The 25858-nt window shown below is 56.4% G+C and carries 22 protein-coding genes and 3 pseudogenes; 6 read left to right on the top strand and 19 right to left on the bottom strand.

Annotated elements, in window-relative coordinates; genetic code table 11:
* Positions 1–3 precede the first annotated feature (3 nt).
* A complete protein-coding gene (locus V9K92_RS01410) occupies positions 4–381 on the bottom strand; it encodes a nuclear transport factor 2 family protein (RefSeq protein ID WP_337352989.1) in 378 nt (125 codons plus the stop codon).
* Positions 381–1007, bottom strand: a complete 627-nt coding sequence (locus tag V9K92_RS01415) for a glutathione S-transferase C-terminal domain-containing protein (protein ID WP_337352990.1) — start codon at positions 1005–1007, stop codon at positions 381–383. The genes V9K92_RS01410 and V9K92_RS01415 overlap by 1 nt, the downstream gene beginning before the upstream one ends.
* Before the next feature lie 118 nt (positions 1008–1125).
* Here V9K92_RS01415 and V9K92_RS01420 point away from each other — a divergent pair, with 118 nt between their 5' ends.
* Positions 1126–1560, top strand: coding sequence for a winged helix-turn-helix transcriptional regulator (locus tag V9K92_RS01420; protein ID WP_337352991.1), 435 nt, complete (start codon positions 1126–1128; stop codon positions 1558–1560).
* A gap of 44 nt (positions 1561–1604) precedes the next feature.
* Here the strand turns inward: V9K92_RS01420 and V9K92_RS01425 are convergent, their stop codons facing one another.
* Positions 1605–5606, bottom strand: coding sequence for an autotransporter domain-containing protein (locus tag V9K92_RS01425; protein WP_337352992.1), 4002 nt, complete (start codon positions 5604–5606; stop codon positions 1605–1607).
* Positions 5607–5775: 169 nt separating this feature from the next.
* On the opposite strand from V9K92_RS01425, the gene V9K92_RS01430 reads away from it, so the two are divergent.
* Positions 5776–6564, top strand: a complete 789-nt coding sequence (locus V9K92_RS01430; RefSeq protein WP_337352993.1) for a DeoR/GlpR family DNA-binding transcription regulator — start codon at positions 5776–5778, stop codon at positions 6562–6564.
* A gap of 426 nt (positions 6565–6990) precedes the next feature.
* Here the strand turns inward: V9K92_RS01430 and V9K92_RS01435 are convergent, their stop codons facing one another.
* Positions 6991–7764, bottom strand: coding sequence for an SDR family oxidoreductase (locus V9K92_RS01435; protein ID WP_337352994.1), 774 nt, complete (start codon positions 7762–7764; stop codon positions 6991–6993).
* A gap of 95 nt (positions 7765–7859) precedes the next feature.
* Between V9K92_RS01435 and V9K92_RS01440 the strand changes: the two genes are divergently transcribed.
* Positions 7860–8756, top strand: coding sequence for an AraC family transcriptional regulator (locus V9K92_RS01440; RefSeq protein WP_337352995.1), 897 nt, complete (start codon positions 7860–7862; stop codon positions 8754–8756).
* 616 nt (positions 8757–9372) lie between these two features.
* Here the strand turns inward: V9K92_RS01440 and V9K92_RS01445 are convergent.
* From V9K92_RS01445 to blaOXA, 6 genes and pseudogenes are all read right to left on the bottom strand, one after another.
* Positions 9373–9945, bottom strand: coding sequence for a TetR/AcrR family transcriptional regulator (locus V9K92_RS01445; RefSeq protein WP_337352996.1), 573 nt, complete (start codon positions 9943–9945; stop codon positions 9373–9375).
* Positions 9946–10010: 65 nt separating this feature from the next.
* Entirely contained in the window at positions 10011–10496 is a 486-nt protein-coding gene (locus tag V9K92_RS01450) for a DUF302 domain-containing protein (protein ID WP_337352997.1), read from the bottom strand.
* Positions 10497–10551: 55 nt separating this feature from the next.
* Positions 10552–11997 (bottom strand): amidase family protein, encoded by a 1446-nt coding sequence (locus tag V9K92_RS01455; protein WP_337352998.1) that lies wholly within the window; start codon positions 11995–11997, stop codon positions 10552–10554.
* A 510-nt stretch (positions 11998–12507) separates the two neighbouring features.
* Positions 12508–12676: pseudogene (locus tag V9K92_RS01460) on the bottom strand (alpha/beta fold hydrolase); the annotation flags it as partial.
* 104 nt (positions 12677–12780) lie between these two features.
* The gene (locus V9K92_RS01465) at positions 12781–13071 is read right to left on the bottom strand and encodes a DUF1236 domain-containing protein (RefSeq protein WP_337352999.1); all 291 of its coding nucleotides are present in this window, start codon (positions 13069–13071) and stop codon (positions 12781–12783) included.
* Positions 13072–13506: 435 nt separating this feature from the next.
* Positions 13507–14304 carry a class D beta-lactamase gene (gene blaOXA / locus V9K92_RS01470; RefSeq protein ID WP_337353000.1) on the bottom strand — a complete coding sequence of 266 codons (798 nt, stop codon included), beginning with the start codon at positions 14302–14304 and terminating at the stop codon, positions 13507–13509.
* A gap of 189 nt (positions 14305–14493) precedes the next feature.
* On the opposite strand from blaOXA, the pseudogene V9K92_RS01475 reads away from it, so the two are divergent.
* Positions 14494–14655 (top strand): annotated as a pseudogene (locus tag V9K92_RS01475) (4-hydroxybenzoate octaprenyltransferase); the annotation flags it as partial.
* Positions 14656–14709: 54 nt separating this feature from the next.
* Here V9K92_RS01475 and V9K92_RS01480 read toward each other — a convergent pair.
* The 3 genes and pseudogenes from V9K92_RS01480 to V9K92_RS01495 form a co-directional block, all read right to left on the bottom strand.
* Entirely contained in the window at positions 14710–15486 is a 777-nt protein-coding gene (locus tag V9K92_RS01480; protein ID WP_337353001.1) for a dienelactone hydrolase family protein, read from the bottom strand.
* Positions 15487–15644: 158 nt separating this feature from the next.
* Positions 15645–16010 (bottom strand): annotated as a pseudogene (locus tag V9K92_RS01490) (aminoacyl--tRNA ligase-related protein); the annotation flags it as partial.
* 230 nt (positions 16011–16240) lie between these two features.
* Positions 16241–16678, bottom strand: coding sequence for a hypothetical protein (locus tag V9K92_RS01495; RefSeq protein WP_337353002.1), 438 nt, complete (start codon positions 16676–16678; stop codon positions 16241–16243).
* A gap of 259 nt (positions 16679–16937) precedes the next feature.
* Here V9K92_RS01495 and V9K92_RS01500 point away from each other — a divergent pair, with 259 nt between their 5' ends.
* Positions 16938–17513: an NADPH-dependent FMN reductase gene (locus V9K92_RS01500; protein WP_337353003.1), complete on the top strand. Its 576-nt coding sequence runs from the start codon at positions 16938–16940 to the stop codon at positions 17511–17513.
* A gap of 563 nt (positions 17514–18076) precedes the next feature.
* Here V9K92_RS01500 and V9K92_RS01505 read toward each other — a convergent pair.
* Complete coding sequence (locus V9K92_RS01505; RefSeq protein ID WP_337353004.1) at positions 18077–18346, bottom strand: hypothetical protein; 270 nt, start codon at positions 18344–18346, stop codon at positions 18077–18079.
* A gap of 33 nt (positions 18347–18379) precedes the next feature.
* Positions 18380–18793 carry a winged helix-turn-helix transcriptional regulator gene (locus V9K92_RS01510; protein ID WP_337353005.1) on the bottom strand — a complete coding sequence of 138 codons (414 nt, stop codon included), beginning with the start codon at positions 18791–18793 and terminating at the stop codon, positions 18380–18382.
* Between the two features lie 89 nt (positions 18794–18882).
* Here V9K92_RS01510 and V9K92_RS01515 point away from each other — a divergent pair, with 89 nt between their 5' ends.
* Positions 18883–19773 carry an NmrA/HSCARG family protein gene (locus V9K92_RS01515; protein WP_337353006.1) on the top strand — a complete coding sequence of 297 codons (891 nt, stop codon included), beginning with the start codon at positions 18883–18885 and terminating at the stop codon, positions 19771–19773.
* 488 nt (positions 19774–20261) lie between these two features.
* Here the strand turns inward: V9K92_RS01515 and V9K92_RS01520 are convergent, their stop codons facing one another.
* The 4 genes from V9K92_RS01520 to V9K92_RS01535 form a co-directional block, all read right to left on the bottom strand.
* Entirely contained in the window at positions 20262–22211 is a 1950-nt protein-coding gene (locus V9K92_RS01520) for a MacB family efflux pump subunit (RefSeq protein ID WP_337353007.1), read from the bottom strand.
* Between the two features lie 8 nt (positions 22212–22219).
* The gene (locus V9K92_RS01525) at positions 22220–23413 is read right to left on the bottom strand and encodes an efflux RND transporter periplasmic adaptor subunit (RefSeq protein ID WP_337353008.1); all 1194 of its coding nucleotides are present in this window, start codon (positions 23411–23413) and stop codon (positions 22220–22222) included.
* A gap of 333 nt (positions 23414–23746) precedes the next feature.
* Positions 23747–25066, bottom strand: coding sequence for a sensor histidine kinase (locus V9K92_RS01530; RefSeq protein ID WP_337353009.1), 1320 nt, complete (start codon positions 25064–25066; stop codon positions 23747–23749).
* 1 nt (position 25067) lies between these two features.
* Positions 25068–25742 carry a response regulator transcription factor gene (locus V9K92_RS01535; RefSeq protein ID WP_337353010.1) on the bottom strand — a complete coding sequence of 225 codons (675 nt, stop codon included), beginning with the start codon at positions 25740–25742 and terminating at the stop codon, positions 25068–25070.
* Positions 25743–25858 lie beyond the last annotated feature (116 nt).

Raw genomic sequence — 25858 nt, forward strand, 5'->3', positions numbered from 1 at the left:
CCTTCACTGCTTCTGTTCGATGATTTTGAAAACCTTTGCGATGATCCGCCATTTCCCATCGACGCTAACGAGTGTCAGGAAGTCGATGAAGTCCCGCGTTCCAATCGTGCACCGTACTCGGGCAAGCGCGATGTTGTCGGCTGCGATGTCGATTGCTTCGATGTGATCGCGGCGAACTTCGTTGCGAGAGGCACCGGGCTGTCTGGCTCCGACAATCGGAAAATATTCCGTCATCGTGCGATGAAGGAAGGGGGTCTCGTCAGGCGTCGCGTAGACAGCTGCCGGGTGAAAGACGCTTTCGAGTCTATCGACGTCGCAAAAATAGAGAGCGTCGAAATATGCGCCCAGAGTTTCGCGGATGTCTTCAAGGGCGTTGCTCATTACGCGGCCTCCTCCTGAAGCAGGCCTTCGGCGATGAGTGCTGCACGGACAACAGGACGCTGAGCGATGCGCGCGACATAGGCCGCAACCTTTGGCCATCGTCCGAGATCAAACCCGATAAAGCCCGTCCAGTTGAGGACGACGAACAGATAGGCATCCGCCACGGTGAAGGTTTGACCGAGTACGAGCGGTCGTCCGTCGGACAACCCGCGCTCGACATCATTGATCCGGCGGGAGAGGTTGATTTCGGCGCGGGACTGTTCTCCTTCCTCGAAGGCACGTCCGCTGAACCAGGGGGCGAACGCCTTGTGCAGTTCCGAGGACGTGAAGTTCAGCCATTCCTGCAGGCGCACACGGTCAAGCGTCCCGGCCGTCGGGGCAAGGCCGGATTGCGGCCGCAGATCGGCCAGGTACTGAAGAACCGCCGGGTTTTCGGTCAGAACGATACCCGGTTCGATCTGCAGCGCTGGAACATAGCCCTTCGGGTTGATCGTGCCGTAGTCAGCGCCATTGATCGTCAGGCCAGCCAGCGTATCGACTTCAACACTTTCGAACGGTAGATCGAGTTCCATGAGCACGATACGGATCGACAGCGAACAGGCGCCCGGCTTGAAATAAAGGAGCATTGATAAACCTCGTTTGGTTGGTTAAGGCCTCGAACCTAGGGACTTGCGTTACCATTGCCAACTTGGTTTCTATCAGTTACTTCATATTCGAGTTTCCCTGCGGTAACTGGTGATTCAAATGAGCCTCAAGATCCGGAAAAACAGAAGCGTTGCCCCACCCGAACCGTGTGTGTTAACCGAGTGCATGGCAATCATTGCCGGCGCCTGGGCGCCAAATGTGATCTGGCATCTGCGCGCCGGGCCACGCCGCTTCAGCGAACTTCGACTTGATATTCCGCCGGTATCCGCCAAGGTGCTTTCGCAGCGTCTGAAGGAACTGGAAGCACGCGGCGTTGTAAACCGCACCATTCAACCGACCACGCCTCCATCTGTGGAATATGCATTGACGGCGCTGGGTGAAGAATTGGTGCCAGCCCTCAGTGCAATCGTAGAGGTGGGGTACAAACTTAAGATGACCACAAGCATCAAGGAAGGCATCGAAGAACACATCCCTTTTTTGCAGGATCAAAATGACACACAAAGGGCTGGGTCCTATACCGGATCCAGCCCTTAACCAGTTTCGTTTTCAAACTGCCCGACCATGCAAATTTCAGTTCGTCAGAATTTCACACTGAACCGTGCATCTACACCATTTTGCCTCACATCCGAGCCGAACTGGCCGCTATATGAGACCCCGAATGTGGTCCTGTTGCCAAGTTTCACATCCACGCCTGCTTCAATAAGGCCTGTGTCCTTTGCAATCGGCGCGCCGGCGACAGTGAAGGCGCTTCCGCCGTTGAAGGCGAGCGTGGAGAGGGGGGTGGTGTCGCCATAGGCGTGCTGCCAGCCGATCGTGGCGCGCGCTTCCGCCTCTACGGTAGCGAGTGTAAAGGGCGCAGCGGCCCGCAGTCCCAACGTGGTGAAGGTCGTGCTGGTCGTCTCGCTTTCCGCCGCCAGCGCCGCCGAGCCTCCACTCTCGCTGAAGTCCTCTGTCTTTACCCGCACATGAGCAAGATTAGCGAAAGGCTCGAATGAGACGCGTTGTGTGTCGATGCGGTAGCCCAGTTCTCCGAGGGCCTGGAACGTTCCGGCGTCATAGTCGGCCTTGAGGCGATCCTCAAAACCGGGAAAGGCTACAGAGCGGGACGTTTCAATCGAATGCCAGCTGTAGGCAAGGCCGGTGCGGAAAGAGAGAGCATCGAAACGCCCCCCGCCGTAGACACCGACATGATAATTGTCGCTCTCGCCGGAGCCTTTCGCATCGAAGGTGGAGCGGCTATATCCGGCCAATGCGCCCAGGCGCCAGTTTGTTGCGACCGCCGCATCAAAGCCGGTGATAAATCCGCCCGTTACTTGATCGAGATCGGAAGCATTTCCGTCGCCATTCGTCTCGCTCCAGTTGCCGAAAGCACTCGCCCACGCTGCCATAGTTGGCGAGTCGTCCGGCACGCCAAGCGGCTTGGCGTCTGGCCCGAAGCCCATCACCGGGACATGCGCCGCTGCCACATCGTTGAAGGCCGCTCTGATCCGATCGTTTATTCCGTCTCGGATAAGGTTACTGTCATTGATGAGTGCGGTTTTTGCCGATGCGTGCATCTCCCCCGAGAGCTCACTGAACGCCACGCGCGCATTCGTTTCACTGTCCTGCATGACAACGGCGTCGAAGACTTTGTTGCCGGCGCCGAGAGCTTCAATGGCTGCGGCGGTTGCTTTCTCATTGCGCGTAAGGCCGATAGTTGAAAAGGCAACATCGTTGCGGGCAATGTCGAGATAAACATTGCGCGGGTCGTAAGCGAGGTCCATATCAACGAACGGCATGTTCTGGCTCAGATCGCCGAACCTGCCGGTAATGCTGTCACCGGCTGAAAGGATCGCGTAGCGCTGTCCTGGCATATAGGTGCCGGCGAGCTTGGCAATGTAGATATCGCCGCCTTCAAGTGTAACCTTTCCGCCTGCCGCAACCTTGTCGCTGGATCCGCCCGGGGCGATATCGACAAGATAGGTCGAACCGTTTTTCAGCACCAGATCACCCGAAATCGAAAGCGTGCCGATACTGTTGCCGGGAGCGAGCGTCCCACCACTCGCAACTGTCACGCCGCCTATAGTGCCCGCACCGCCGAGCGTCCCGCCCGTCGCCACGTTTACCTGGCCTGCAAGACGCGCCCCCGAATGATCCTTGTCGCCGACGACAAGCCCGCCGCCATTGACCGCCGTCGCGCCGGTATAGCTGTTCGCGCCATTCAAAATAATCCAACCTTCGCCGCTCTTCGTCAGTCCGCCTGTACCCTCGATCGTGCCATCAAAGCGGGTATTGAGTGTCTGATTGAGGTCAAGGGTGGCGCTGCCGAGCTTTACCGTGCCGCCTTTGCCGGACAGCGAGGAAGCCACGAGATGGAAATTGTTGAGATCGAGCACACCCGCGTTGACCGTATAGGATGTATTGTCGACGAATGCTTTGGCCATACCGGCGCGCAAGGTACCAGCCGCAACCACGGTGCCGCCGGTGTAGGTGTTGACGGCCATAAGGTCGAGTGCGCCCACGCCGCGCTTCTCCAGAATTCCCGGACCAGAAATCGCCTGAACCATGGCGACCGGCACCACTGGATGCGAAACATCAATCCAACCCATCCCTTCTAGTCGGACCGCTTTGTCGATCCTGGTGACAGGAGCGGTCCAACTGGCCCATTTGTCGTCCGGCCCCGCTGTGCGGATACCGCCATTGGCGAGTGTGATGGTTCCGTCGGCTGAGCCCAGCGCCTCGCTTTCATCGATCACCACGGATTTGCCGTTGGCGATGACGATATCCTTGAAGCGGCTGTGATCATCCACGCACATATCGCGTGCGCCCTGCAGGGAAAGATGCTTGACATCGCCGCAGGCGAGTTGGAGTTTCAGCGGTGCGTAAGGATCATTTTCAAAATCAATACCCGTCAGCCGCCTGAGCTCAGCCCGCGCTGCCGGGTCATCGAGGTTGAGGGCGGTTCGCAGTTCCTCCCAGTTTTTCTGGACCTTGGTGAAGTCGCTCGTTACGGTCTGGAACGTCACATCCGCCTTCACGTGGTCCATGAGGATATATCCCCAATCCTCCCAGCTCAGGTCGGTGTAAGCAGCTTTGCCGGGATACTGACCGCGATGCGCCTCGAAATAGCTCTTGATGACGGTGCGATAATAGCCCTCGCCTGTTGAATCGAGCAGTTCAGTGTGGCGTTGGTTGAAGATTTCCATCTTGTCTTCGGGAATAAAGGGCTTCAACTGTTCGAGAAACCCGGGGGCGGTTCCGTCTCGGTCGTAGATTGCATTGGAAACCAGATATGCCAGCTGATCCTGTGTGATGGCTTCTTGCGGGACTGTTTCCGGCAGACGATAAATTGGTGTGCCGTTGGCATCCGCCAATTGTCCGAGATAAACGTCGCTGCGGTTGTTATTGCGCGAAAGCCTGAACTCGCCAGCGCCATCGAAGCCGCTGGCGCCGCTGTCGAAAATCAGTTGCACCTTGCCATCCGCATCAGGGATTTCTTGCACACGGGGACCGTTCCAGCGCAGTTCATGGGCTACCGCCTCATGGTCGGAGAGGGGAATTCCATTGGGAGCGACGCTTACCGATTCGCCAAGAACGCCGCCGACATATTGGTCATTGGGCTTGTCCTCCAGCTTCCACCATTTGCCATAAGGACGAGACGCTACGAAATGATCGATCTGGGTACGCCCCCACGAGGGCCATTTGAACGCTTCGTCGTCCTCGCCGATGCTGGGCCACGTCGTGCTTCCATCTGCCAGTTCGTGCGGCGCGAATTTTTCCCGGTCCTCCGGGTTTTGAAGAATTTGGTAGTCCTTTTTAAGGATGTTCATCGTGTTGGGCGTATTTCCGGCAACAGGATACATCTCGTCAGTAAAAAGACCGATGGGACGCGTCTGGGAAGTCTTGTTAATGTAAGCTTCGGCGGCTTGATATTCCGCAGAGCCGATGGGATGGTTGCGCGCGACATACTGCAACGCCCATGCTTTATAATCCGCATTCCCCGTTGATCTTGCTTGATCCAGCATCAGTTCCTGCTGAGGCTCCTCCAGGAGGCCGCGTTCTGAAATATCGCCTGCGTTGAAATCACCCGTCATGAGGATGGGGTTGACCTCGCTTCTGGCCCAGTCATTGAGTTCCTTCGCCTCCCTGACGCGGTGATCGAATGGATCATCCCAATAATTCAGGTGCTCGGTGGCAACGATAGTCACCGGACGCCCGCCATCGGCGTCTATTTTGATAAAGGGTGTTTTCTGCACGCCACCTAGTCCGGTCGTCATTGGCAATGTCGACGCCAGCCCGGTGTCGCTATTGCTATGCAACAAATAGGATGGAAGCTTGGCCACAAGGTCACTGCCGTAGGCGCCGTTGTACTCCTGGATCGTGATCACATCATACTGGCCGTTGGTGAAGAGATCCCAGGCCGTTGGGTTGAGATTCCTTGCCCCCCAGGTGTTGAGAGAAATGATCCGGAGCGTATTATCGCCTGCATCAGCGGCAAGCGCCGTCATCGCGGTTCCTGCTTCCAGAACCATGACAGCGCTGGCAAGAACGCCGATCCTGGCGGCTGACATCATCCGGTTGTTTTTTGGCTTTTTCGACATAAGGCGGCCCTGCGCTAAGAGTTGTGGAAGACGTAGTAATGATGTTGTTTTGGCAACATTAGTGATCATCTATGTCAGTTTGACAACATTGATGGGGAGAACCTTGCATTCACCAAAATTAGGCAGCAAATAGCTGTGGGCGCAGATTCAGAAAATTACAGGAAATGGCATGACGAGCGGGGAAGCCGTAGCCGGCGAGGGCGGCCAGAAAGAACATCGACAGGCTTTTCTCCTGCGCTATATCGAACGAAACCATTACATTTCGATTGACGAGATCACGCGGCTTTTTTCGGTGACGACGCAGACAGCGCGCCGCGATATCATGGCTCTCGAACAATTGGGCAAAGTGCGGCGGCTGCATGGTGGAGCGGCGATAGCAACGCCGGTCGATCCGGTAATCTACCGCCAGAGACGCGTTGATAACGCGCCCGAAAAGGAGAGAATCGGCGCAATGGTCGCCGATATCGTTCCCGATGGCGCGGCAGTCTTCCTCGATTCGGGCACAACCTGCGAGGCAATCGCCCATGCGCTTGTAAGGCGGTGCAATCTGCGCGTGGTAACGTATAGTCTGCGTGTTGCCACCATCCTCAGCGAGAATTCAAACTTCGTGCTGGCCATTCCCGGTGGTTTCGTGCGGCCAGTGGATGGCGGGGTCTTTCGCGAGGACACAGCCGAATTCATCCGCAAGTTCAAGTTCGACTATGCGGTCATTTCAGTCAGCGGCATTGATGATGATGGTGATATTTGCGATGACGATCATGGCGAGGTCTCCGCCGTTTCGGCGGCCCTTGCACAATCGGACCGAACGTTGCTGGCGGTCGATAGCAGCAAATTTGGCAAACGCGCTCTTGTCAAGCTTGGCTCACTGCGGGATGTCGATATCCTCGTGACGGATTCGGTCCCGGACGGGCCGCTGGGAGATAAGATCAGACAAAGTAGTATCGAGATTCATGTATGAAGGATGTTCCTCAGCATTCGGTCGCACGACACCGAGGGATCCAACTGTCGCTTTGCCCTTAAAGGCGAGATGAGCAACTCAACAAAATCAATGGCGATGCTTTGCCATTGAACATGATATTTTGCCTTTAAAATCGAGATTCTTGCCCGTAAAAGTGAGACAGTGTTCACAGGGGCGTGCGGTCGGCTGCTATGGATAGGGAAGTGGACCACGCCGTGGTGATTGGTGCTGAAGCCGCGCCAAGAGCGGCGTTGTTAGTCACTGGTATCGATGACTTCGCCAGAATCGCCGTGCTCCGGACTTATCAAAGGAGGACCGCTCGCTCATAGCGGTTGACGGCCCTCCATCGGCAGACGGATCGGCGTGTAAGCGACGATAAGCGCGGCCTCGGGCGTGGGGATGTGTCGCGAAAGATCAGATTGTTCATTATTGGATGTCCTTCTGCGTCACGGATTGGCCGGCTTCGCGAAACCATCGCTGCGCATCTGCGCCAGCTGGAGTTTTCATCGGCGCGTCCGGTTCCGTAACGACACGCCAGACGACTTCAGCCACGTCTTCCGGGGTTGTGAATTCAGTGCCGGAGCGCAGCGTCGTCAGATAATCCTGAACGAATGCGGCGTAGGGTTCGGGGATATTCATTCCCATCCGGGCAACGGCATTCTTCCCGAAGCCTGTTGTCGGCGCAGAGCCTGGCAGGACCAGTTTAGCCCGCACACCAAACAGGCCAGCCTCGAGCGCGAGGCTCTCTGTAAGGGCATTCAAGGCCGCCTTGCTGGCGCTATAGACCGACAGCGCCGGAAGCGGCTTGATGGTGACGCTGGAACTGACATTGGCGATGACGCCCGACCGGCGGTCTCGCATTTGCGGCAGAACGGCCTTGGTCATGGCCATCGCGCCAAAAACGTTTGTCTCGAACAGTTCGCGGATCTTCGACATCTCGGTGCCTTCCAGCACGCTGAGCATACCGACGCCAGCATTGTTGACCAGAGCATCGATAGGGCCCGCCGCTTCGACCGCATTCGCGATGCTCTGCGCGTCGGTCACATCCAGCGCCAGAACTTTAAGCCTGTCATGTGAGGGGAGCGGGTCGTTGCGCGGCGTGCGCATGGTGGCAATGACACTCCAACCTTCGGAATGAAACGTCTTGGCGATGGCAAGACCGAAGCCGGAAGAGCAGCCGGTGATGAGGATCTTTGGCATGATTGTCTCCTGGATAAATGTTCCTGTCTAAATGGACTATCATGCCTGGACTTGCTATTCTCATTTGTCCGAGTTCTATTAGCAGAAGTCCGAAAATGACCGACCCAGTGGCCGAAGTCGTCTCTTTGCTCAAGCCGACCCCGTCGATCTCCAAGCTGGTGACGGGTGGAGGTCAGTGGCTTGTCGAGCGTAAGGAGCTTGGAAGCCCATTTTATTGCGCCATTGCGGAAGGGCGCTGCCTGATGACGATCATCGGTCGCGAGCCGATAGTGCTGACAACGGGCGACTTCGTGCTGGTTCCGGAGATATTCTCGTTCATGATGAGCAGTCTGGAGCCGCCGCCTCGTGGAGCGCCTGCCCAGCGTCTCGAAACCAGTCCGGGGGTCTTTCGTCTGGGAGATCCTGAAGCGCCGCCCGAGCTCGTGGCGATGGTCGGCCATTGTGCTTTTGGCTCGGACGACAAGTCACTCCTCGTCTCGCTATTGCCGGAAGTCATCCATGTGCATGGCGAGGAACGCCTGATGCTACTCGTCCGGATGATCAACGACGAGACCCGGGCCGACAGAACGGCACGCGAGATGGTACTGCGCCGCTTGTTGGAAGTGCTGCTGATCGAAGCGCTTCGATCGGCGGGCGGGGCGGCGGCGCCTCCCGGGTTGTTGCGCGGCATGGCCGATCCGCTGCTGGCACCGACCTTGCGCCGGATCCACGCGGATCCGGGACGCAGCATGACGGTTGAAGCATTGGCGCAGGATGCGGCAATGTCGCGGTCGACGTTCTTCGATCGTTTCCGCCGTGAGATTGGCGTTGCTCCGATGGAATACGCAACCGGCTGGCGAATGGCGCTTGCGAAGGAGCTTCTTGGCAAGGATGTAGCGACAGCCGAGATCGCACAACGGGTCGGCTACGGCTCGGCGAGCGCGTTCAGCGTTGCGTTTACCCGCCACGTTGGCAAGTCGCCCGGTGCCTATGCAAAAGAAGCTGCACGATAGACATTCTGTGAGCATCAATAATGTGCTCGCCAGCGCCGCGTAGCGATTTACATCGGCGTCTGGCATTCCCTCAGCTATGTCGGCTGAAAATCGTGCCAGTCGACCCGAAACCCAAACGGGGTTATCGGGCGCAAAAGTGGCCGGCCCCGGAAACAATGTCAGCCTATAAGCGGCTCCTGCGCAACCGTTCGAGAGCCATATCGACTCTTTCCAGCGATCCGCCCTTGGAAGACTCTTCTATCTGCCAGAACAACTGATGGTCCTTGTCCACAGAGTATCGAAAATACCTGCCATGCTCGATATCGTAGACAAACCAGGTTTTTAATCGAGATTGTAGATCTTTATGCAACAATCAAAAATGCGCGAAATTAGCCTATTATCGGCATTTTCAAAGGAAGGTTTCCTAACAACTTCCGTGATTGAACGCAGCAGTAATTCGTGGACCGTGCGTTCAATTTTAATCAAGGCGCTCAGTCAAATGGAGCACAGTCCACCGGGCTGTCCCACCCGAGACAAAGATAAACGATCGACTTTCGCGTGTTGTTCCGTTCAAGCGGTCGGAAGGCAGGCTCCGGCTGCTCCGGTTGCCTGATCGTGCGATGCAATTCAGTCTTTGCTACGACCTTGCAAGTAACAATGCCGCTTGAACACCGCCCTCCAGAATGCTCGAAGCCGTTTCAGGGGTGGACACTGCTCGGGCAATCTGGAGGGTTCCCACCATCAAACCGAAGATCGCTGTTGATCTCTCTTTCCGCGAGGCAACTACCGAAGCGGGAAGTTTCGAAGATAGAACCTCTGTGAACTTGCTTAATTCATCCTCATATGCCGCACGGGTCATCTTAGGCTGTCTGCCGATCTCGGGCAAAAGTGCAGCAGATGGACAGCCGGTTTCGCGTGCCAGCATATGATCTACGTTCAGATAGTTGCGGATGACGCTCTCAAAATCGTGCTCCTCTTTCCGGTCCTGCTCTAGATTTTCCCGCCGATGCGCTAGGGCGGTCACCATGGCCTCTTTCACGAGTGCTTCTTTCGAATCGAAATGAGCGTAGAATGCACCGTTTGTTAGCCCAGCCTCCGTCATGATCCCCGCGAGCCCTGATGCGGCAGCTCCATCGGCGCGGAAGCGTTTGGACGCGACGTCGACGATCCGACGCCGCGTATTTTCTTTATGACCTTTTTCAAACCGCATCTGTTTCCTCCTGCGATGCCTGACTGATGCGATTTACGTCAATAAGCATATACTGTTCTCGTACCTTAGGATGCGGCATTCTCAAGAGCCGTTAGCAAGTCCTGATCGAGCTTTTGGGCAACTTCGTCAACCTGCGGATTAGCGAACTGGCCGAAGGTGGTGACCGGCCGATCATATTCAAATGCGACACCATCCGAGTCTTCGCGCAGGAGTACCCGAATAGGTGCGTAAAGACCCGCCGACAAGGCATGTCGGGTCATCTTCGATGCGGTCAATGGATTTCCGATGTCGTACTGGATTGCCTGACGTTGTAGACCAGCCACCTGAAGGACCGCGCCGTGATCCCTGAATCCAAAAATAGAGAGTGCCGGTAGAGCCTCCAATTCTTGAAGTGCGCGAGCCGATTCCCCGTAACGCAAGAGCGTGAAAATCCCATCATCTATCCGAGGGATGGTGCCTTCCAGCTTTGATTTGACAGCACTGAAATCTTTGCTGGAGTGGATCGTGACATGTTCGACATTGATCGTTTTGATGTCTGTGACCTTGGTCATTTTACATACCTTCTTGTGGTCGGTTGAGGCGAGCTGCCTCAACCGAGGTTACGTTTCAAAGAGACGAGATACTGAGCGCTTCCACCCGACGCGCGAGTGTCAGCAAGCGACGATCGCTACCACTGGGAGCATCAATCTCAAGGCCGATCGGAAGGTTGTCGCTCAATTTGCCCATCGGTATGCTGATGCCGGGGAGGCCTGCTGCGCTCGCCGGTATGGTGTTGTTCGCCAGTGCCGCGAAGGTCACTTGCTTGCCCGCGATCAGGAACTCGTTTTCCTTGCCAATCTCCGGCGCCGTGCAGGGAGTTGTTGGCAAGATAAGTGCCTCAGCGCCACTTTTCGCAAACCCGTCAGCGAACAGGCGCTGGATCTGGGGTCGGTCAACCTTTAGCGCCTTCTCATATGCCTTCGGTGTCAGCCACTTGGCTCCCGTCGGCAGCACCAGATGCTGCCAAACATCTTTTAGCCCTGGCTTCAGATCTGTGTAGATCTCGTCGAACGAGGTCGGTACTCCGTTATCCCGCAAAAATCCGACGATTGCTTCTCTCGTTTCACGGAAGAATAGATCCCAGGTCGTGGTGTTGGCGAGGGCCGAAAACTCATCACCAAGATCGATTTCAACAACCTCAGCACCGCCATCACGCAGTCTGCGGATAACCTCGTTGAATCGCACCTCGACTTCGATGTCGACGACATCAAGATACTGCTTTGGAGCATATGCAAATCTCACGCCCTTGAGATCGGCGGGCTCGGATGTTGTCGATGGAGACGTTTTGGTCACGACCTCATCAATCAATTCGCAATCTTCGACTGAGCGAGCGAAGACACCAGTCGTGTCGAGAACATGCGAAATTGGAGCGACACCGTCTCGTGGCCAACGCCCCGTCGTCGGCTTGAATCCCACCACACCACAGAGTGACGCCGGAACACGGATCGAACCGATGGTGTCTCCCCCGAAAGCCGCAGGGACAATTCCTGCGGCTACAGCGGCGGCGGAGCCGCTCGACGAGCCGCCACTGACCCGGTTATGCGCGTGAGGATTTTTTACCTGCCCGTAGGGGCCATTGTCTCCGGTCAAACCAAATGACATTTCGACGAGGTTATTCTTGCCGAAAACAATCGCGCCGGCGTCTTTGACGGCACTGACCACGCCCGCATCGTGTGCGGGTACAAAGCCCGTCAGATTGCTGACGCCGAGCGTCGTACGCAACCCGCTCGTCAGATAACTGTCCTTCACCCCAAGAGGAACACCAAGCAAAGGGTCGGAAGCGCCGGCGGACCGCGCTTTATCGGCTGCGCGCGCCGAGGCGATGACCGCCTCCTCGTCCACCGTAATGAACGCTTTGAGTTCCGATTGCTCCCGAGCCTGCTGCAAGAGCGCCTCGGCATAGGTTTCCGCCGAGAAGGCGCCATCACTCAATGCGCGAGCAGCCTGTGCGACGCCGATTTCCGCGAAACCGCACCCTTCGCTGGACCGGTCTGACTTTGTTTCTTTTTGCATGAGAAATCCTCTGTTGGGTTTCTATTCTCGTCGATCACCGGATGAGCGTCTCACCGGCGATATTACGACCATAATATAGAATTATGAACGTAATACAATAGGGCGTGGAATTTTTCTCTGGCGCCTTCTTCCGGTGAACGTCGAGGACTTCGCCGGCTTCGATCCAGCGATTGCGTCGATCTGTCGCCTAGCGACAGCGAGCGCAGTGTCTTGGACGTTCACGTTACTTTCCGTGGCGGCTGAGGTACGGTGAACGGGCGACAAGTTTGCATCGTGAGGGGTTGCGACCGCTCGCAAGAGCCTAACCTTGCACAGCCAAGACGGCGTTGGATGTGTGTCGCACGAATGAACGAGTCTCTTGCCGATCCCGGTCAGCTGAAGGTGAACCGCGAGGCTGCCTGGGCGAAGCTAGTTCGGTTCAAGCCGGCTTGCATGGATCCGACGCAGTATTGCTCCCGCTGGGTAACTTGGCGTGGGTATGAGGCAGGTGAATTTCGGTAGCGGTGCTTGCCGTAGATCCGGGCAAACCACAGTAAAAGAGGGGCGCAACCTTGTGCCATGTTGGATGAGTTCGCGGGTGCCCGTGCAAGAGCACTACCGCTGGGCCAAAGCCCCAGTGCCGAACCCGCAATATTGCGTTGTTCAATTCTATTGTTTCAAGTTTGAAGCCGTCGAACATGGATTTCTTTGCGAACCGTTCTGTCTTTAAAAATGGATCAGCACGACCGTTCGCCCTGACCCATCAAAATTTGTGCTTCACGCCCGTTTTATGGACCGTCTTCACTATTTTGACAGGTAAATGACTTTCCTGTTCTCCAAAGAGACAATAACTGGCTGACCATTTACATAGACGTAGCCATATTGAGTGCTATCAGGAATGGGCCTAAGTTCGACATCTTGCGGAATGACATAGCCTTGAGTCAGATCGCCGTCGATAACGACAGGATCGGAGGGGTTGGCGATTACGTAATCGCGGGTTTGCTGGGGGACTTCCATGATCACTGCGTCCTGCGCAAATGCGACACTTGAGCTTGTGATCATCAACGTTGCAGCCATTGCAAATAACTTTTTCATTGTCGTGCCTCTCTGTGGTTCCGGTAAGAACCCGGTGGATCACAGCCACGCATTAAGGTTCCCATTGAACCTATTGCCTGCATAGGGCTCGATACTGACAAGGGCGCGTCGAGGTTACAGTTCGGACATCAGGGAAAACAGGCAGCCCGTTCAGTAAGCGTCGGAAACTGTCGGGATATCGACTGTTTGGCGCAGGCAGTAGCGCAAACTTGCCTTTTTCGCAGCTCACTCGCTTTCCGCGATCACGACGCAAGCGATATCGCATGGAGATCTGCTCGATTGTAGACATGTGGGGTACAATTGAAGGTGCACGAAAATCGTACATTATCAAGATTTTCAAAGGAAGGGTTGCTGGTGGAAGCGCTTTTGTACAAACGCTTAAAAGCAACCCAATTCCTGCAGACAGTTCCCCAGAGGGCAGCCGAGTTGTCTGCGTTACAGAGCTTCGAAAGCGGCCAGCAAATTGTCGCGTTCAACCAGCCCCTGCCGGCCATCAACAGTGCCGATTCCAAATCTTGCAAAAATAATCGTGCGACCTTGGTGCTCTGCCCAACCGACGAACCATCCAACGGGCTTGTTTTTCTGAACTTTGCCATTCGAGCTGCGATGCCACCCGCTTCCAGTTTTGCCGTGTACCAGCCAATCGGATTTCGTTTTGAAGGTAGGGATGATTGCCATTGTCTGCGTATGGGCGCCAGCTGCCACCGGCAATTGCTGTGTTAGCAATCGCTGAATGAAGACTGCTTGCTCGCGGGGCGAAATCTTGAGTGAGGAGGTTATCCATGCTTGCGAAAGCCCGTTCTTGGCCCCTGGATCGCCCGAAACATCCATGTTGCCATAGCCAAGGCGGGTCACATAGGACGAGAAGCGTTCGGCTCCCAACAGACGGGTGATTTCGCGCGAGTACCAAAGAACAGAATCGGCCTGCCAGATCGTCGGATCAACCGGCTTCTGATCGCGCACAGGCGCTCGCATGCCGGGCTTCCAATCCCATAGTGGAGCATGGCTGTTCGAGAGAATACCGGCATCATACGCCATGAGCGCCAACGGAATCTTGAAAGTCGAGGCGGCAGTGACGCGAGTATCGCAGTTTCCTTGCTCCTTGATTGTGCCGCCCGTTTTGGCGTCCATGATCAGGGTGCATTCCTGCGCGTGAGCGACGCCAGAAGTACCGATCAGACATGAGAAGATCAGTGCCGAAAAACCGGACGTCTTTGTGATTGCTGGAGTCATAACGCCTCTACATGGAACCTTAGCCTTTGTTTATAGGCGGTCCGGCGTTAGAAAATCGTTCACGAACGTATCTTTGTCCACTTTACCAAATCCGACGGATGGCTCTTATTCTGTCCTTCCCAACAATAGCAACTACAACACATCGGTTTTGTTAACTCGCGTACTTATGACAGGAAGGTGGATCATCCTATGAAGAGTTCAAGCCATCCAGACTTGAGTGACATTTACCCGGGCGATTGGGTTGATCGGCGGCTGCCGACCGCATGGCGGCCATATACCCGACTGGCAAGTCTGGATCGCCCTGTCGGAATATGGCTGACGCTGTTTCCCTGTTGGGCCGCGCTGATTCAAGGGGTCGTTTGCGGGAGGGGGCGGAATCCTACGCTAAGGCTTGGGCTTGTAGGACTACCGAGACAAATGTGTTGCCAGAAACTCAGCGGCACTCTGGTGCGCTGCCCCAGAGTTCCGCGTCCCCGATTTCAAGAAGAAGTCGTGTGCACCCCCCTCATAAATGTCCAGGGTAGCAGTCCCACCAAGCTGCCGGGCCGTCTGTCGTAGCTCCCGACCGATCGATGAGGGAAAAGTTCGATCGGCGCTGCCCCAGATCAACAGCAGGGGTGGCAACGAGCGGACAGGCTGCGAATAGCCGTTCGGGAAACCACCATCGACCAGCACCAGGGCGTCAATGTCTGACCTCCCGACCGAAGCCGCGGAAGCGATCTGCGCACCAAGAGAAATTCCGAGGACCCCGACTCTTCCGCCGTGACGCGGTTGCCCTTCGATATAGGCGGCCACAGCTCGAACGTCGGAAGTCCAATCCGGCAACCGCTGCCTATAGTAGGCGATGCGCGCCGTCGCGCCGCTCGCCGCGCCGATAGCGTCGAGGTCGGCCACCGAGAGGACGTGAACGAGATAAGCATTCAAACCAGCCGCCCGAAATGTCTGACCGATCTCATCATAGACGGGCGCTCCAAAGCCCTTGCTGCCGCTCAAGATCAGAACCGTCGGGCAGGTTGTGTTCGAGCAACTTCCAAAGCTCTCGACCAAAATCCCGCCTCCCGGCGTCGGCACGGTGAAGTGCTGTCGAGATGATTGAGCGTTGGCATCCAGCGTAAGAAGTGAGATGGCAAGGGCAACAATGGTGAGTTTGGATACAGAGGTGAATCTAAGAATTTTCGTCATTCACTTGCCTCGATTGCCGTAGCTGTAGGCCTAAAAGGCGTTTTCCATGATCCCTGAGCTCGCCCCTTGGGGCCGACATAGCGATAGAGGGTGACGCGCTCGATGTCGAGTTCCTTGCATAGATCGGAAACGGATGTATCGCGCTGGGCCTTGGCGGCCTGGGCGAGACGCACCTGCTTGCTGACCTCTTCTGAGCACAGTGGCAGCCGTGTTCTGGAGTGATTCCCAAGAAGGTGCTGCATGTAGACATACGTGGACGGGGTAGTCTCCGGCCTGAGGACGAGTTCGGTTTCCGTCGACGATAGTTTCTCCTGCACCCATATGTCCGTATTCACATAAGCCTCCGATACAAGTGAACGGGGCATCAGTGCGGGAGCTTCGATCCTGCGAAAATCCCACGCCGAATTAATGGACTTGAGAAAATGACGGACTTCGTCTGAGAAGAAGCGGACCATATGGTCGCGCATGGAAATTTCCCGCTCCTCCCAGTGGACGAGCGAATTTACATTATAAAGATTGAGCACGGTGCCTGTCTCCTTGGCAACCTTGAGTTTGAGGGCTTTACGTCCAGCGGTTGCCGGACGCGCTGGCGCATCCGAACGTCACAACTGGACGTGGAGACCTCGTCCCGCAAAAGCGCGCACAACGACTGCCCGGGAACAGGCGTTGTTGAAAAGGGAGATATGTGCGCTTTCGATGCTCATACGGATATCTCTACTTATCCGACATATTCATGTCAAACATTCGGACGAGCTTAACTTGTTGGCGTGTATTTTTCACGAACCCGCTGGCTCGCCTTAACGTGAGCAATACGATTCAGGTATGTGTTGGCACGGGCTATCGGGTCGTGAAGATACTGGTCCGGTCCGAGCATCTTGTGATCGTTGAGGTCGCGTCTATCGAGTAGATTGAAACTGACACGTTCAAGACGGCAATTCCATCCTTCCGGTGATCGGTTTGCCCATCCATTTGTATGGTAAATCAGCAGCCGGTTGCGCAGCGAATAGCCATGGTGATCGAACGCAATCACGCCGTCGGTCACGAAGATATGGTTTCCTGCAAACCCTTCGCCGGGAATGATCCTCTCGGCATAAAATCCGGGAAGGGTTGCCTCCCTCAAGAAAACCCCAGCGAGAATGGCACATGCGCCATTTCCAAAGAAGATGCGGTCAGGCAGAGCCCAGCGTCGCACGGGGTCGTTCTTTATGCCAGGCCTCAAAGTGTACAAGGTCGATACCCCATTTCATGCAAAAACTGAATTAGAGCGACACTATCAGGTTGGTCGACGCTTATTGCCATAAACGCCGCCAAGTCTCGGGTCATCGGAACCTCATCACCAATAATAAGTTGACCTCTTGATGTGATAATGTTCACTTCGCCCACGGCACCGACGGATACGGCGGTCTTGTTGCTCGAAGCTGTCGCGCGAGAATAGTGTCAGGAGCCCGTGTGTGAAGTTCACCATCCTTTCTTGCAGTCTGAGAGAAAATAACCATACCCATTTGCTCGCGGTGCACGCTGACCAGTTGCTCCGTGATCGCGGACACCAATCGACTATTATTGACGCCAGAAAGAATCCGCTTCGGTCTTTCGATGACCTGAACGTATATCAGGATGAAAATTTCGAGCTTCTTTATAACGCCATCAAGAGCGCCAATGGGGTTTTCATAGCAGCGCCGGTTTACAACTGGTCGCTGGGCGGTGTGGTCAAAAACATCATTGAAGCAACGGGTTCAACAGGCGAGAACGGACGACGGTCAGCGTGGTTTGACCAGATCGTTACCTTTCTCTGTTCGGGAGGCCTTCCTCATGGCTACATGGCATACAGTAGCCTGGCTCAAGCGTTGATGCTCGACTTCAAGTGTATCGTGAACCCTTATGTCGTATATTCGACCGACCGGGATTGGGTCGGTGAGAGGGAGCTTTCTGAGCAGCTGAGGAACCGACTGAAGAAGACCGTGGAAGTCAAAATCGAACTATCGGAAGCTCTCAAGCAACGACGCTATTCATCTGGCTGGGAGATCTGATGTTAATGTCGCAAACAGCCATTGTTTCCGACCGCCGTATGTTGATTTAGGCACGTGGATAATTTGAATTCCAGACGAGAAGCGGAGCCCACGTCAACGTGCACTACTCTGATCGTTTATTGATTGGACGCCATGTGGTGGGAGAGGGCGGGAGCGATCCGCCAAAACAAAGACGCCGATCCCCATATTAAGGAGACGTCCCTCCGATCTAAGCTCTCTGGCGGAGCTTATCGAACTGCGCTTGCTGGCCACCCTTATGCAAAGTTAAGATAAAAAGAGCCGGACTGAAAAGCCCGGCTTTAGTTGTGAAGGTTAAAAACCTCCAGAGGGGGAACAGCCAACGCGGAAAATTGGGAGGAGGACCGCGTCGACTGATTGCGATGTAGGAATGCTGTTTGAGGGTTTCAAGCCAGATTGCGCAAAATCTTTCTTTATTCTCGATGTCTTGGTGAACAACGTGGGCCGCTGTTTCACGCTGAAAGCTGTGGTACCAGATCACGACGACCGGGCAAATTGCCTGCGCAATCTCCGAAGCTTGAGATGATTGAGTGGAAATGGCTGAATCAACTGTTGTCTGAAAGGTAATGTCTCAGCCGAATTTTCAGGTGGTCAACGATCTCTGAATGCGCCAGAAAACCATCGATCATCATGACTTCCCATCGTTGGCCTTCCTCTCCGAAGACTATCCCACCAAAACCGTCATCCAGCTTTGCAATGACCGGATTGCGGCGCTTTGCTGACTGACCGCATCCGACCTCAAAGCGGCTGTCCAGGGCAACTATCGATGATGCTGAAAGCGGGCGTAGCCGAGCATTGCAAAGCTGGACCGACATCTGACCTTTTCAGCCAATTTCGGTCACTTGGATTTATAACTCCGCTTGGTCGTAAGCGCGCCGGCGCGCTCTGATGGTGTCCAGATTGTCGTGGACCCAGAAGTTAAATCCCTCAAGGGCGCGCAAAGCTCCGTGGCCGATCTCTGTCAGCTCGTACTCGACACGCGGCGGCACTTCGGGGAAATAGTGACGCACAATAAATCCTTCGCGCTCGAGATTACGCAGCGTGAGCGTCAACATGCGCTGGGTGATCTCACCGACCTCTTTTCTCAATGTCGAAAAGCGGAGCCGATGATCTTCCGCGAGAGAAAGACGCCAAAGAACCGGCACAGTCCATTTGTCACTCAGCAGGCTGCAGACCCCGTTTGACGGGATGGGTCTGAAGTCTCTGCCGTTTTCTGATCCGCGCGATGGGCCGGCATCGATCTGTTCATCCAAGGGTATCATCCTTGTGCCTGACGCTGAAAAATGTGCCGTCTTCCGGCAAATCTACATTCGTATATATAGACTGTTCTTGTTTAACGCGAGGGTTTCAAGTGACCAATAGCAATCACCCCATTCTGGTTTTCGGCGTTACCGGGAGACAGGGAGGATCTGTCGCCAAAGCCTTGTTGAAGGCGGGATGGCCCGTTCGCGCGCTCGTTCAGGATTCCAGCAAAGCTGCATCTCTGCAATTGCGGAATGCAGGGGTCGAATTAGTGCAGGGTTCATTTGAAGAGGCCGAAGTTATCCGCTCAGCGATGAAAGACGCCTATGGCGTCTTTAGCGTGCTGCCAGCAAACTTGGCCGCCGAGGACGAAGTTCGTTATGGTATATCGATTGCGGATATCGCTGCTGAAATCGGCATCAGTCATTTTGTTTATTCGTCGGGTGCTAGCGTGGGGAATGAACTGACAGGCGTTCCGCGTTTCGACGCCAAACCTCGTATCGAAGCTCATGTTCGACAACTCGACATGACTACCACCATCATCCGGCCGATGATTTTCATGGAGATGCTTGTGTGCCCCGGTTTCGGTCTGGATAAAGGCCGTTTGGTTTCCCTCATCAGGCTGGATCACTCTATTCAGCTTACCGCCGTGGAAGACATCGGCCGGTTCATTGCCGCCGTGTTTGCCGACAAACCCCGGTTTGGTGGCAGAACGCTTAAGATCGCGAGCGACCGTCTGACCGGGCGCGAGCTTGAGGTCGCACTTAGCGAAGCAGCTGGTCGCCCGATAACCTATGAACGGTTTCCCGACGACGTACTCGCTGCAAAAGCTGATCTCGCGCATATGGCAAAGAGCCTGGAAGACGGGCCGCTCGCCGAGCAGGTCGATCTGAAACTCATGCGCGAAATCAACCCCGACCTGCTGACTTTCGCGTCCTGGCTTGCTGGCAATGGGCGCAGGTCGCTAGATCAAGCCTTGTCGGCATCATCAGTCTCGTGACACTACGCCAGCTTCAATAATAACAAGCGGGACGCAACGGGGACAGGATTGCCAAGCATCTTTCGACCTCATTGCCGTCGTTACCTCCGTAGCGGGATGCCTTAGAGCTGACATGACAAACATGGTTGCGCCAATTAAGTCAGCTTGTCTGAAGATAAGGCGGCTCATAAGGATCGCGAATGCAGCGCCCTTGAGAAAAGCGCTCAACGACGGATTGCCGTGCTAGGCTTGGTCGGGGCACAAGTACGATCTTGCCGTGCAGTCCGCCCTTTGCGATCAAGTCATACTCCAGGTCTGCCTGTTCGAGCGCGAGTGTTATTCGCGATAATGGAGTTGATCTTCCCCGCCGCAACAAGCGTATGCAGGAGGCTTTGTGACTGTCATGCCCTAGATGAAGAGGACCTTGGCTGTCAGCGCATCCCCTCAAGGATTAGACCTGTCTACGTTGGACACGGATATCGTTGCATCGCTACCGAGCAGACGGGTCGTCAGTCGCGTGCCAAGGCTTCGATCGGGTCTAGCTTCGCCGCTGTGCGCGCCGGAAGGAAGCCGAAGACGACGCCGATCAGGGTCGAACAGGTGAAGGCCATTATGATGGATCCGGAGGAGAAGATCATTTTGAAGTCGGGGCTCAGCAAATCGAAGACGGCGCCGATCCCAAGGGCGAGCATGACGCCCATGAAGCCGCCAACAAGGCAGACCATGACGGCCTCGATCAGGAACTGGGAGAGGACGTCACTGCGGCGCGCGCCGACGGCCACACGCACCCCGATCTCCTTGGTGCGTTCGGTCACGGACACCAGCATGATATTCATCACGCCGATGCCGCCGACAATCAGCGAGATCACGGCGACTGACGAAATCAGCAGCGTCAGGGTTTGTGTAGTCGTCTCGATGGTCTCGCGGATGGTCGCCGAATTGGTGAGGAAGAAGTCCTTCGCGCCGTGCCGACGCTCGATAAGGCGGGAAATCGCAGCCTCGACATTGCCCGGGTCGACATCGTCGCTAATGCGAACGGTGATGCCATCAACGTTCGGGCGACCCAGCATGCGGCCCATGACGGTTGTGTAAGGCGCATAAACGGTCAACGTATCAACCGCCGGGCCGAAGGAGTTTTCCCGTTTCGTCACACCTACAACCCTCGCCGGCATTGTGGCCAGAAGGATGACCTGCCCCACCGGGTTAACCCCGTCTGGAAACAGGTCTCGCGCAGCGTTTGCATCGATCACCACATTCTGGCTGTAGGCGGTAACGTCCTGGGCGTCGAACAGTCGTCCATGCGCCAGCTCAAGGCCCCGTACGCGAAAGAAGTCCGCGCCGACACCGGTTACTGACGCATTGACGGCCACGGCGGCGCGCTTGATGGTTACGCTCGTCGTGACCGTTGGTGTCACGCTGTCGACATAGGGCTGGTTCGCGAGCGCTTCGGCATCGGCGGGAAGCAGGGTCCGTATCTTGCCCGCTTCCAGATCGCCAAAACCTCTCCCGGCCCGCACCTCGATGGTGTTGGTGCCGAGCGAACTGATACTGCTCAGGATTTGGTGCTGCGAGCCGGCTCCCAGTGCCGAGATCGCCGCCACCGAGGCGATACCGATGATGATGCCGAGCATGGTCAGAAGCGATCGCATCTTGTGTGCCCAGATTGCCGCGCCCGCCATACGAAAGGCCTCAGTCATCCGGTCAATTGCGCCGCGCCAGCCAGCGCCCGACGCGTGTTCGCGGATGGGACGGGCCGTCGCGGCGGATTTGGATATATTGCGTTCGTCGGAAATGATAACGCCGTCGCTGATCTCTACAACCCGATCCGCGTGTTCGGCGATCTTCTTGTCGTGAGTGACGAGGATGATGGTGTGCCCCTCGGCGTGAAGCTCGCGCAGGATCTTCATGACTTCGGCGCCACTGTGCGTATCCAGCGCTCCGGTCGGTTCGTCGGCCAGAATTATCTCGCCGCCATTCATCAGGGCGCGGGCGATCGACACCCGCTGCTGCTGGCCGCCCGAAAGCTTGCCCGGGATATTGCCTGTCCGCTCGGCCAGGCCCAGCCGGGTCAACAAGGAGATCGCTCGCTTGTGCCGGTCGGATCGGCTGCGTCCGGCATAGATGGCTGGCACCTCGACGTTACTGGCCGCGCTGAGATCGCCAAGCAGATGATAGCGCTGGAAGATGAAACCAAACCGCTCACGGCGTAGCGCAGCCAGTTCGTCCACGGCCATCTTCGACGTCTCGTGCCCTTCGATCCAGTAGCTGCCGGTCGTCGGACGATCTAGGCAACCGAGAATATTCATCAGGGTCGATTTTCCAGAGCCCGAGGCGCCGATGATGGCCATCATCTCGCCGGCCTCGATGTCGAGGTCGACGTCTTTCAGTACCCGCACCATCTCGTCGCCTGCGGGGAAAGCGCGGGATACCCCACGTACGCGGATCAGTGGCTCCGTCATGGCGCGCCCTACCGCTTCGCCGCGGCCAGTTGAGCCTGGCCATCTGTGCGTTCGTCCGTGGATGCTCCCAGGACGATGGTCTCGCCTGCCTGGAGACCGTTAAGGATCTGGATGTCCGCGCCGTTATCGATGCCGACCTGGACCTGCCGGATCTGGACCTCGCCTATCGCGTCCAGTATGCGCACACGCGCCGTATCGCCGGCCCGGGGCGCCCCTTCCACTGCGCTGAGCGGAACCAGCACGGCACCGCTGACGCGGCTGAGAACTATGGACACCTGCGCCGTCATGGAGGGTCGTAGGACCCCGTCTGCATTCGCCACGTCGATCAGCCCGGTGTAATAGACCGCGCCGTTGGTTGAGCCAATCCGGCTCGCCGCGGCGTTGCTCTCGTTGGCGATGGAGGCTGGGGCCGGTTCCACCTGTCGCAACTCCCCATCGAAACGACGCTTCGGATCGCCAAGAATGCTGAACCAGACCGGCAGGCCCCGCCGTACACGCACGACGTCAGCCTCGGAGATATCCGCGCGCACCGTCATTGTGTCCAATCGCGCGATCATGACGATGGTCGGCGCGGTCTGCAGGGCATTCACAGTTTGACCTTCGTCAGTGACGATCGCAACCACAGTACCGGCGATTGGCGCGGTGATGCGGGTATAGTCCAGCTCTATACCCGCAGACTCGAGCGCGACCTGCGCTTGGGCGACCTGAGCTTCCAGCGCCTGGACCTCCCCCCGCGCACTGTCTAGCGTTGCGACAGCCGCGTCATGCTGGGCACGCGGCGTCGAACCGCCTGCCAGCAGTTCACGCTGGCGCTCGAAATCCTTCTCGGCTCTGACCAGACCGGCCATTCGCACGGCGTGGACGGCGCGGATATTGGCCAAGGCGGCCTCCCGGTCCCGCAAGGTGTTGCGCCGGGTCTGGGAATCGATCTCGGCCACCAATTGGCCAGCCTCGACGATGTCACCGATCTTGACAGCCAGATGCTCAATGCGACCCGAAGCCTGGGCGCCGACGCGTACCAGCTCCAGCGGTTCGAGAACCCCGGTCGCCAGCACGACCTCCTCAATGTCGCCGGTTTGCGCCTGCGCTGTCACCAGTTCAGGCTTCGCCGGCGGACGCATAAACAGGTGCCAGACGACCAGCAGACCAAAGAGGGTCGCTGCCGCCAGGATCAGACGCTTGCGGGTAATGTGTCGTGTCATTCAGTCTTTGCCCACACTATTGGAAATTGCAGGCTTTCTCCGTCACGAAAATTACCCCAAAATTACGGGCAGCGGTCGTCAGGGCTGGCAGTTGGTCAGCTATCTGACATTAATTACTCGTCGGTTGTCGCACCTGGTCTGTTTGGCGCGCACTGGAAAGTCACCGATCGACAAAGAGTCCTTGCAATGTGGATAGCGTGCCAGAGATTGCTCGCGAGGTATTAAGGGCGATCACGGCAATGTTCAGCCAATATCGACGAATGAAAACGCCTTCTTGACCAGCCGGCGCAACGGACGGGCTCCCTACGGCTGCTGGAAAACGCGCCTCTCGCGCTAACGCACGGCAAATGTGCTGCCCTTGCCTGGAGCGGACGAAAGCTCAACGTAGCCGCCGTGACGGGTCACGATCTCGTTGACCATGCTGAGCCCCAGGCCTGCACCTGAGCCGTGAGGGCTAACCCGGTAGAACGGTTCGAATATGCGCGATTGCTTATCGCCGGCAATTCCGCAGCCCTGATCGGCTACCGTCACGCTGCCGTCAGCCTCAATGCCGACCGATATCAGTCCCATTCCTCGTCCGTACTGGATCGCATTGCGCACCAGATTGATGAATGCGCGCTCCAAAGCTTCAGCATCACCACGAACGAACAGGTCTTCCGCCTCGCTGTCGAACGAAATCTCGTAGCCTTCGGCGATGGCCAAGGGAGCAAGGTCGGCGACCACCTTCGACACCACGCTGTTGAGATCGACAGGTGCATTCTGCTGAGGCTTCTGCCGGTACTTCTCGGTGTCGAGAAGCTGGTTCGCGATCGCTGTAAGTCGCTTGATAGCCGTCTGCAGGTGCGTCTTGTCTACACTTGGTGAAAGGGTATCGATTCTCACCTGCAGAATAGCGATCGGCGTTCGAAGTTCATGCGCAGCGTTAACGAAGAAGCGCTCCGTCGCCTCGAAGCCACTATCGAGACGACGCAGCACCCTGTTGATGTCACGCACCAGGCGAAGCACCTCATTGGGCAAGCCACGCTCTTCCACCAAGGCGCCACGTGTGTCGAGATCGATCCTGTCGAGACGCCTCGTCAGATCGCTGAAGGACCGCAAAGCCCAGCGTGTGACAAACGGGACGCCAATCAGAGAAATGGCGACGAGGATCACCGCCGGCACGCCGATAGCAAGGTTCCCCAACAGCACGGTCACACCGTATTGGGACATCGAAACACCGCCAGCAAAAATCGTTGCCTCACCGGCCTGGGTTTCGAAACGCTCCATTCGGGCAACGCTCAGCGGATCATCGAGATTGCCATGAAGCTCGACACTTCTAAATGTCTTCAGAAATGGTGTATTGCTGGTAATGCTCTTAGGAGTTGCGCCGTGTGAGAGAACACTACCATTGCCCAAGTCTACCACGAACCACAAGTCAGGCGCGTCCTTCATCATTTCTGTCAGTTTGGCTGTCGGCTCTAGGCGGGCCCGGCCATCCGGCCCAAGATCAATCGAATCGGCTATTTCCTGAGACAGCCAGATGGATGTAATCGCCACATCGGGCTTTATGCCGGAAAGGAGATAGAACACCAGGCCGAGCGAAGCGATGACCGCGCAGAGCTGCAGGACAATAAAACCAAGAGTGAATCGCCAGCGAAGGGATGTGCTGGTCATCTTATTTCTGCTCATGAAGATAGTAGCCTATGCCACGAATGTTCTTGATAACAATGTCAGCCTCAGCATCGCTGAGTTTCCGACGCAGGCGAGACATATTGGCCTCCAGCGAGTTCGACTGGATCTCATCGTCAAAGGAATAGACGTAACCCTCAAGGGAAGAGCGCAACACGGTACGACCGCGGTTTCTTAGAAGCGTTTCCATTATGAGCAATTCCCGGCGGGTGAGCGCAACCCGGACACCGTTGACATGCACATCGCATGAAACACGATCATAGGTAACATTTCCCGCCGACAAGACGGACGGGCCGGTTGTCGGCACGCGCCTCAGCACAGCGCTCATTCTGGCAATCAGCTCGGGAGTTTCGAACGGCTTCGGCAAATAGTCATCGGCGCCGTCATTGAGGCCGGAAATGCGTTCGTCGGTCGACCTCAGAGCGGAGATGATGATCGATCGCGTATTCGAACCCGCGCGACGCAAATCGGCGAGGAACGTACTGCCATCACCATCCGGCAGTTGCCGATCGATAAGGACGATATCGTAATCCGCCATAGCGACTGCTTCCCGCGCCGTTGCCAGATCTCCAACAGCGTCAAGCACGATGCCATGCTGCGAGAGGGCCGTCCTCAAGGCATCCGTCATTTCCGGATCGTCTTCGATAAGCAGAAGCTTCATAGTCGCCTACTCAGTCAAGTCTCGGACTATCATTCCCGATAGTCTTTACAGCAAAACTACGGCTCTTGTTCAGATAAACTCGACAGTCGTGACGTCCTGACCGTCAGGTTACGGGA

The organism is Phyllobacterium sp. CCNWLW109 (assembly GCF_037203905.1).
GTDB classification, from domain to species: Bacteria; Pseudomonadota; Alphaproteobacteria; order Rhizobiales; family Rhizobiaceae; genus Phyllobacterium; species Phyllobacterium ifriqiyense.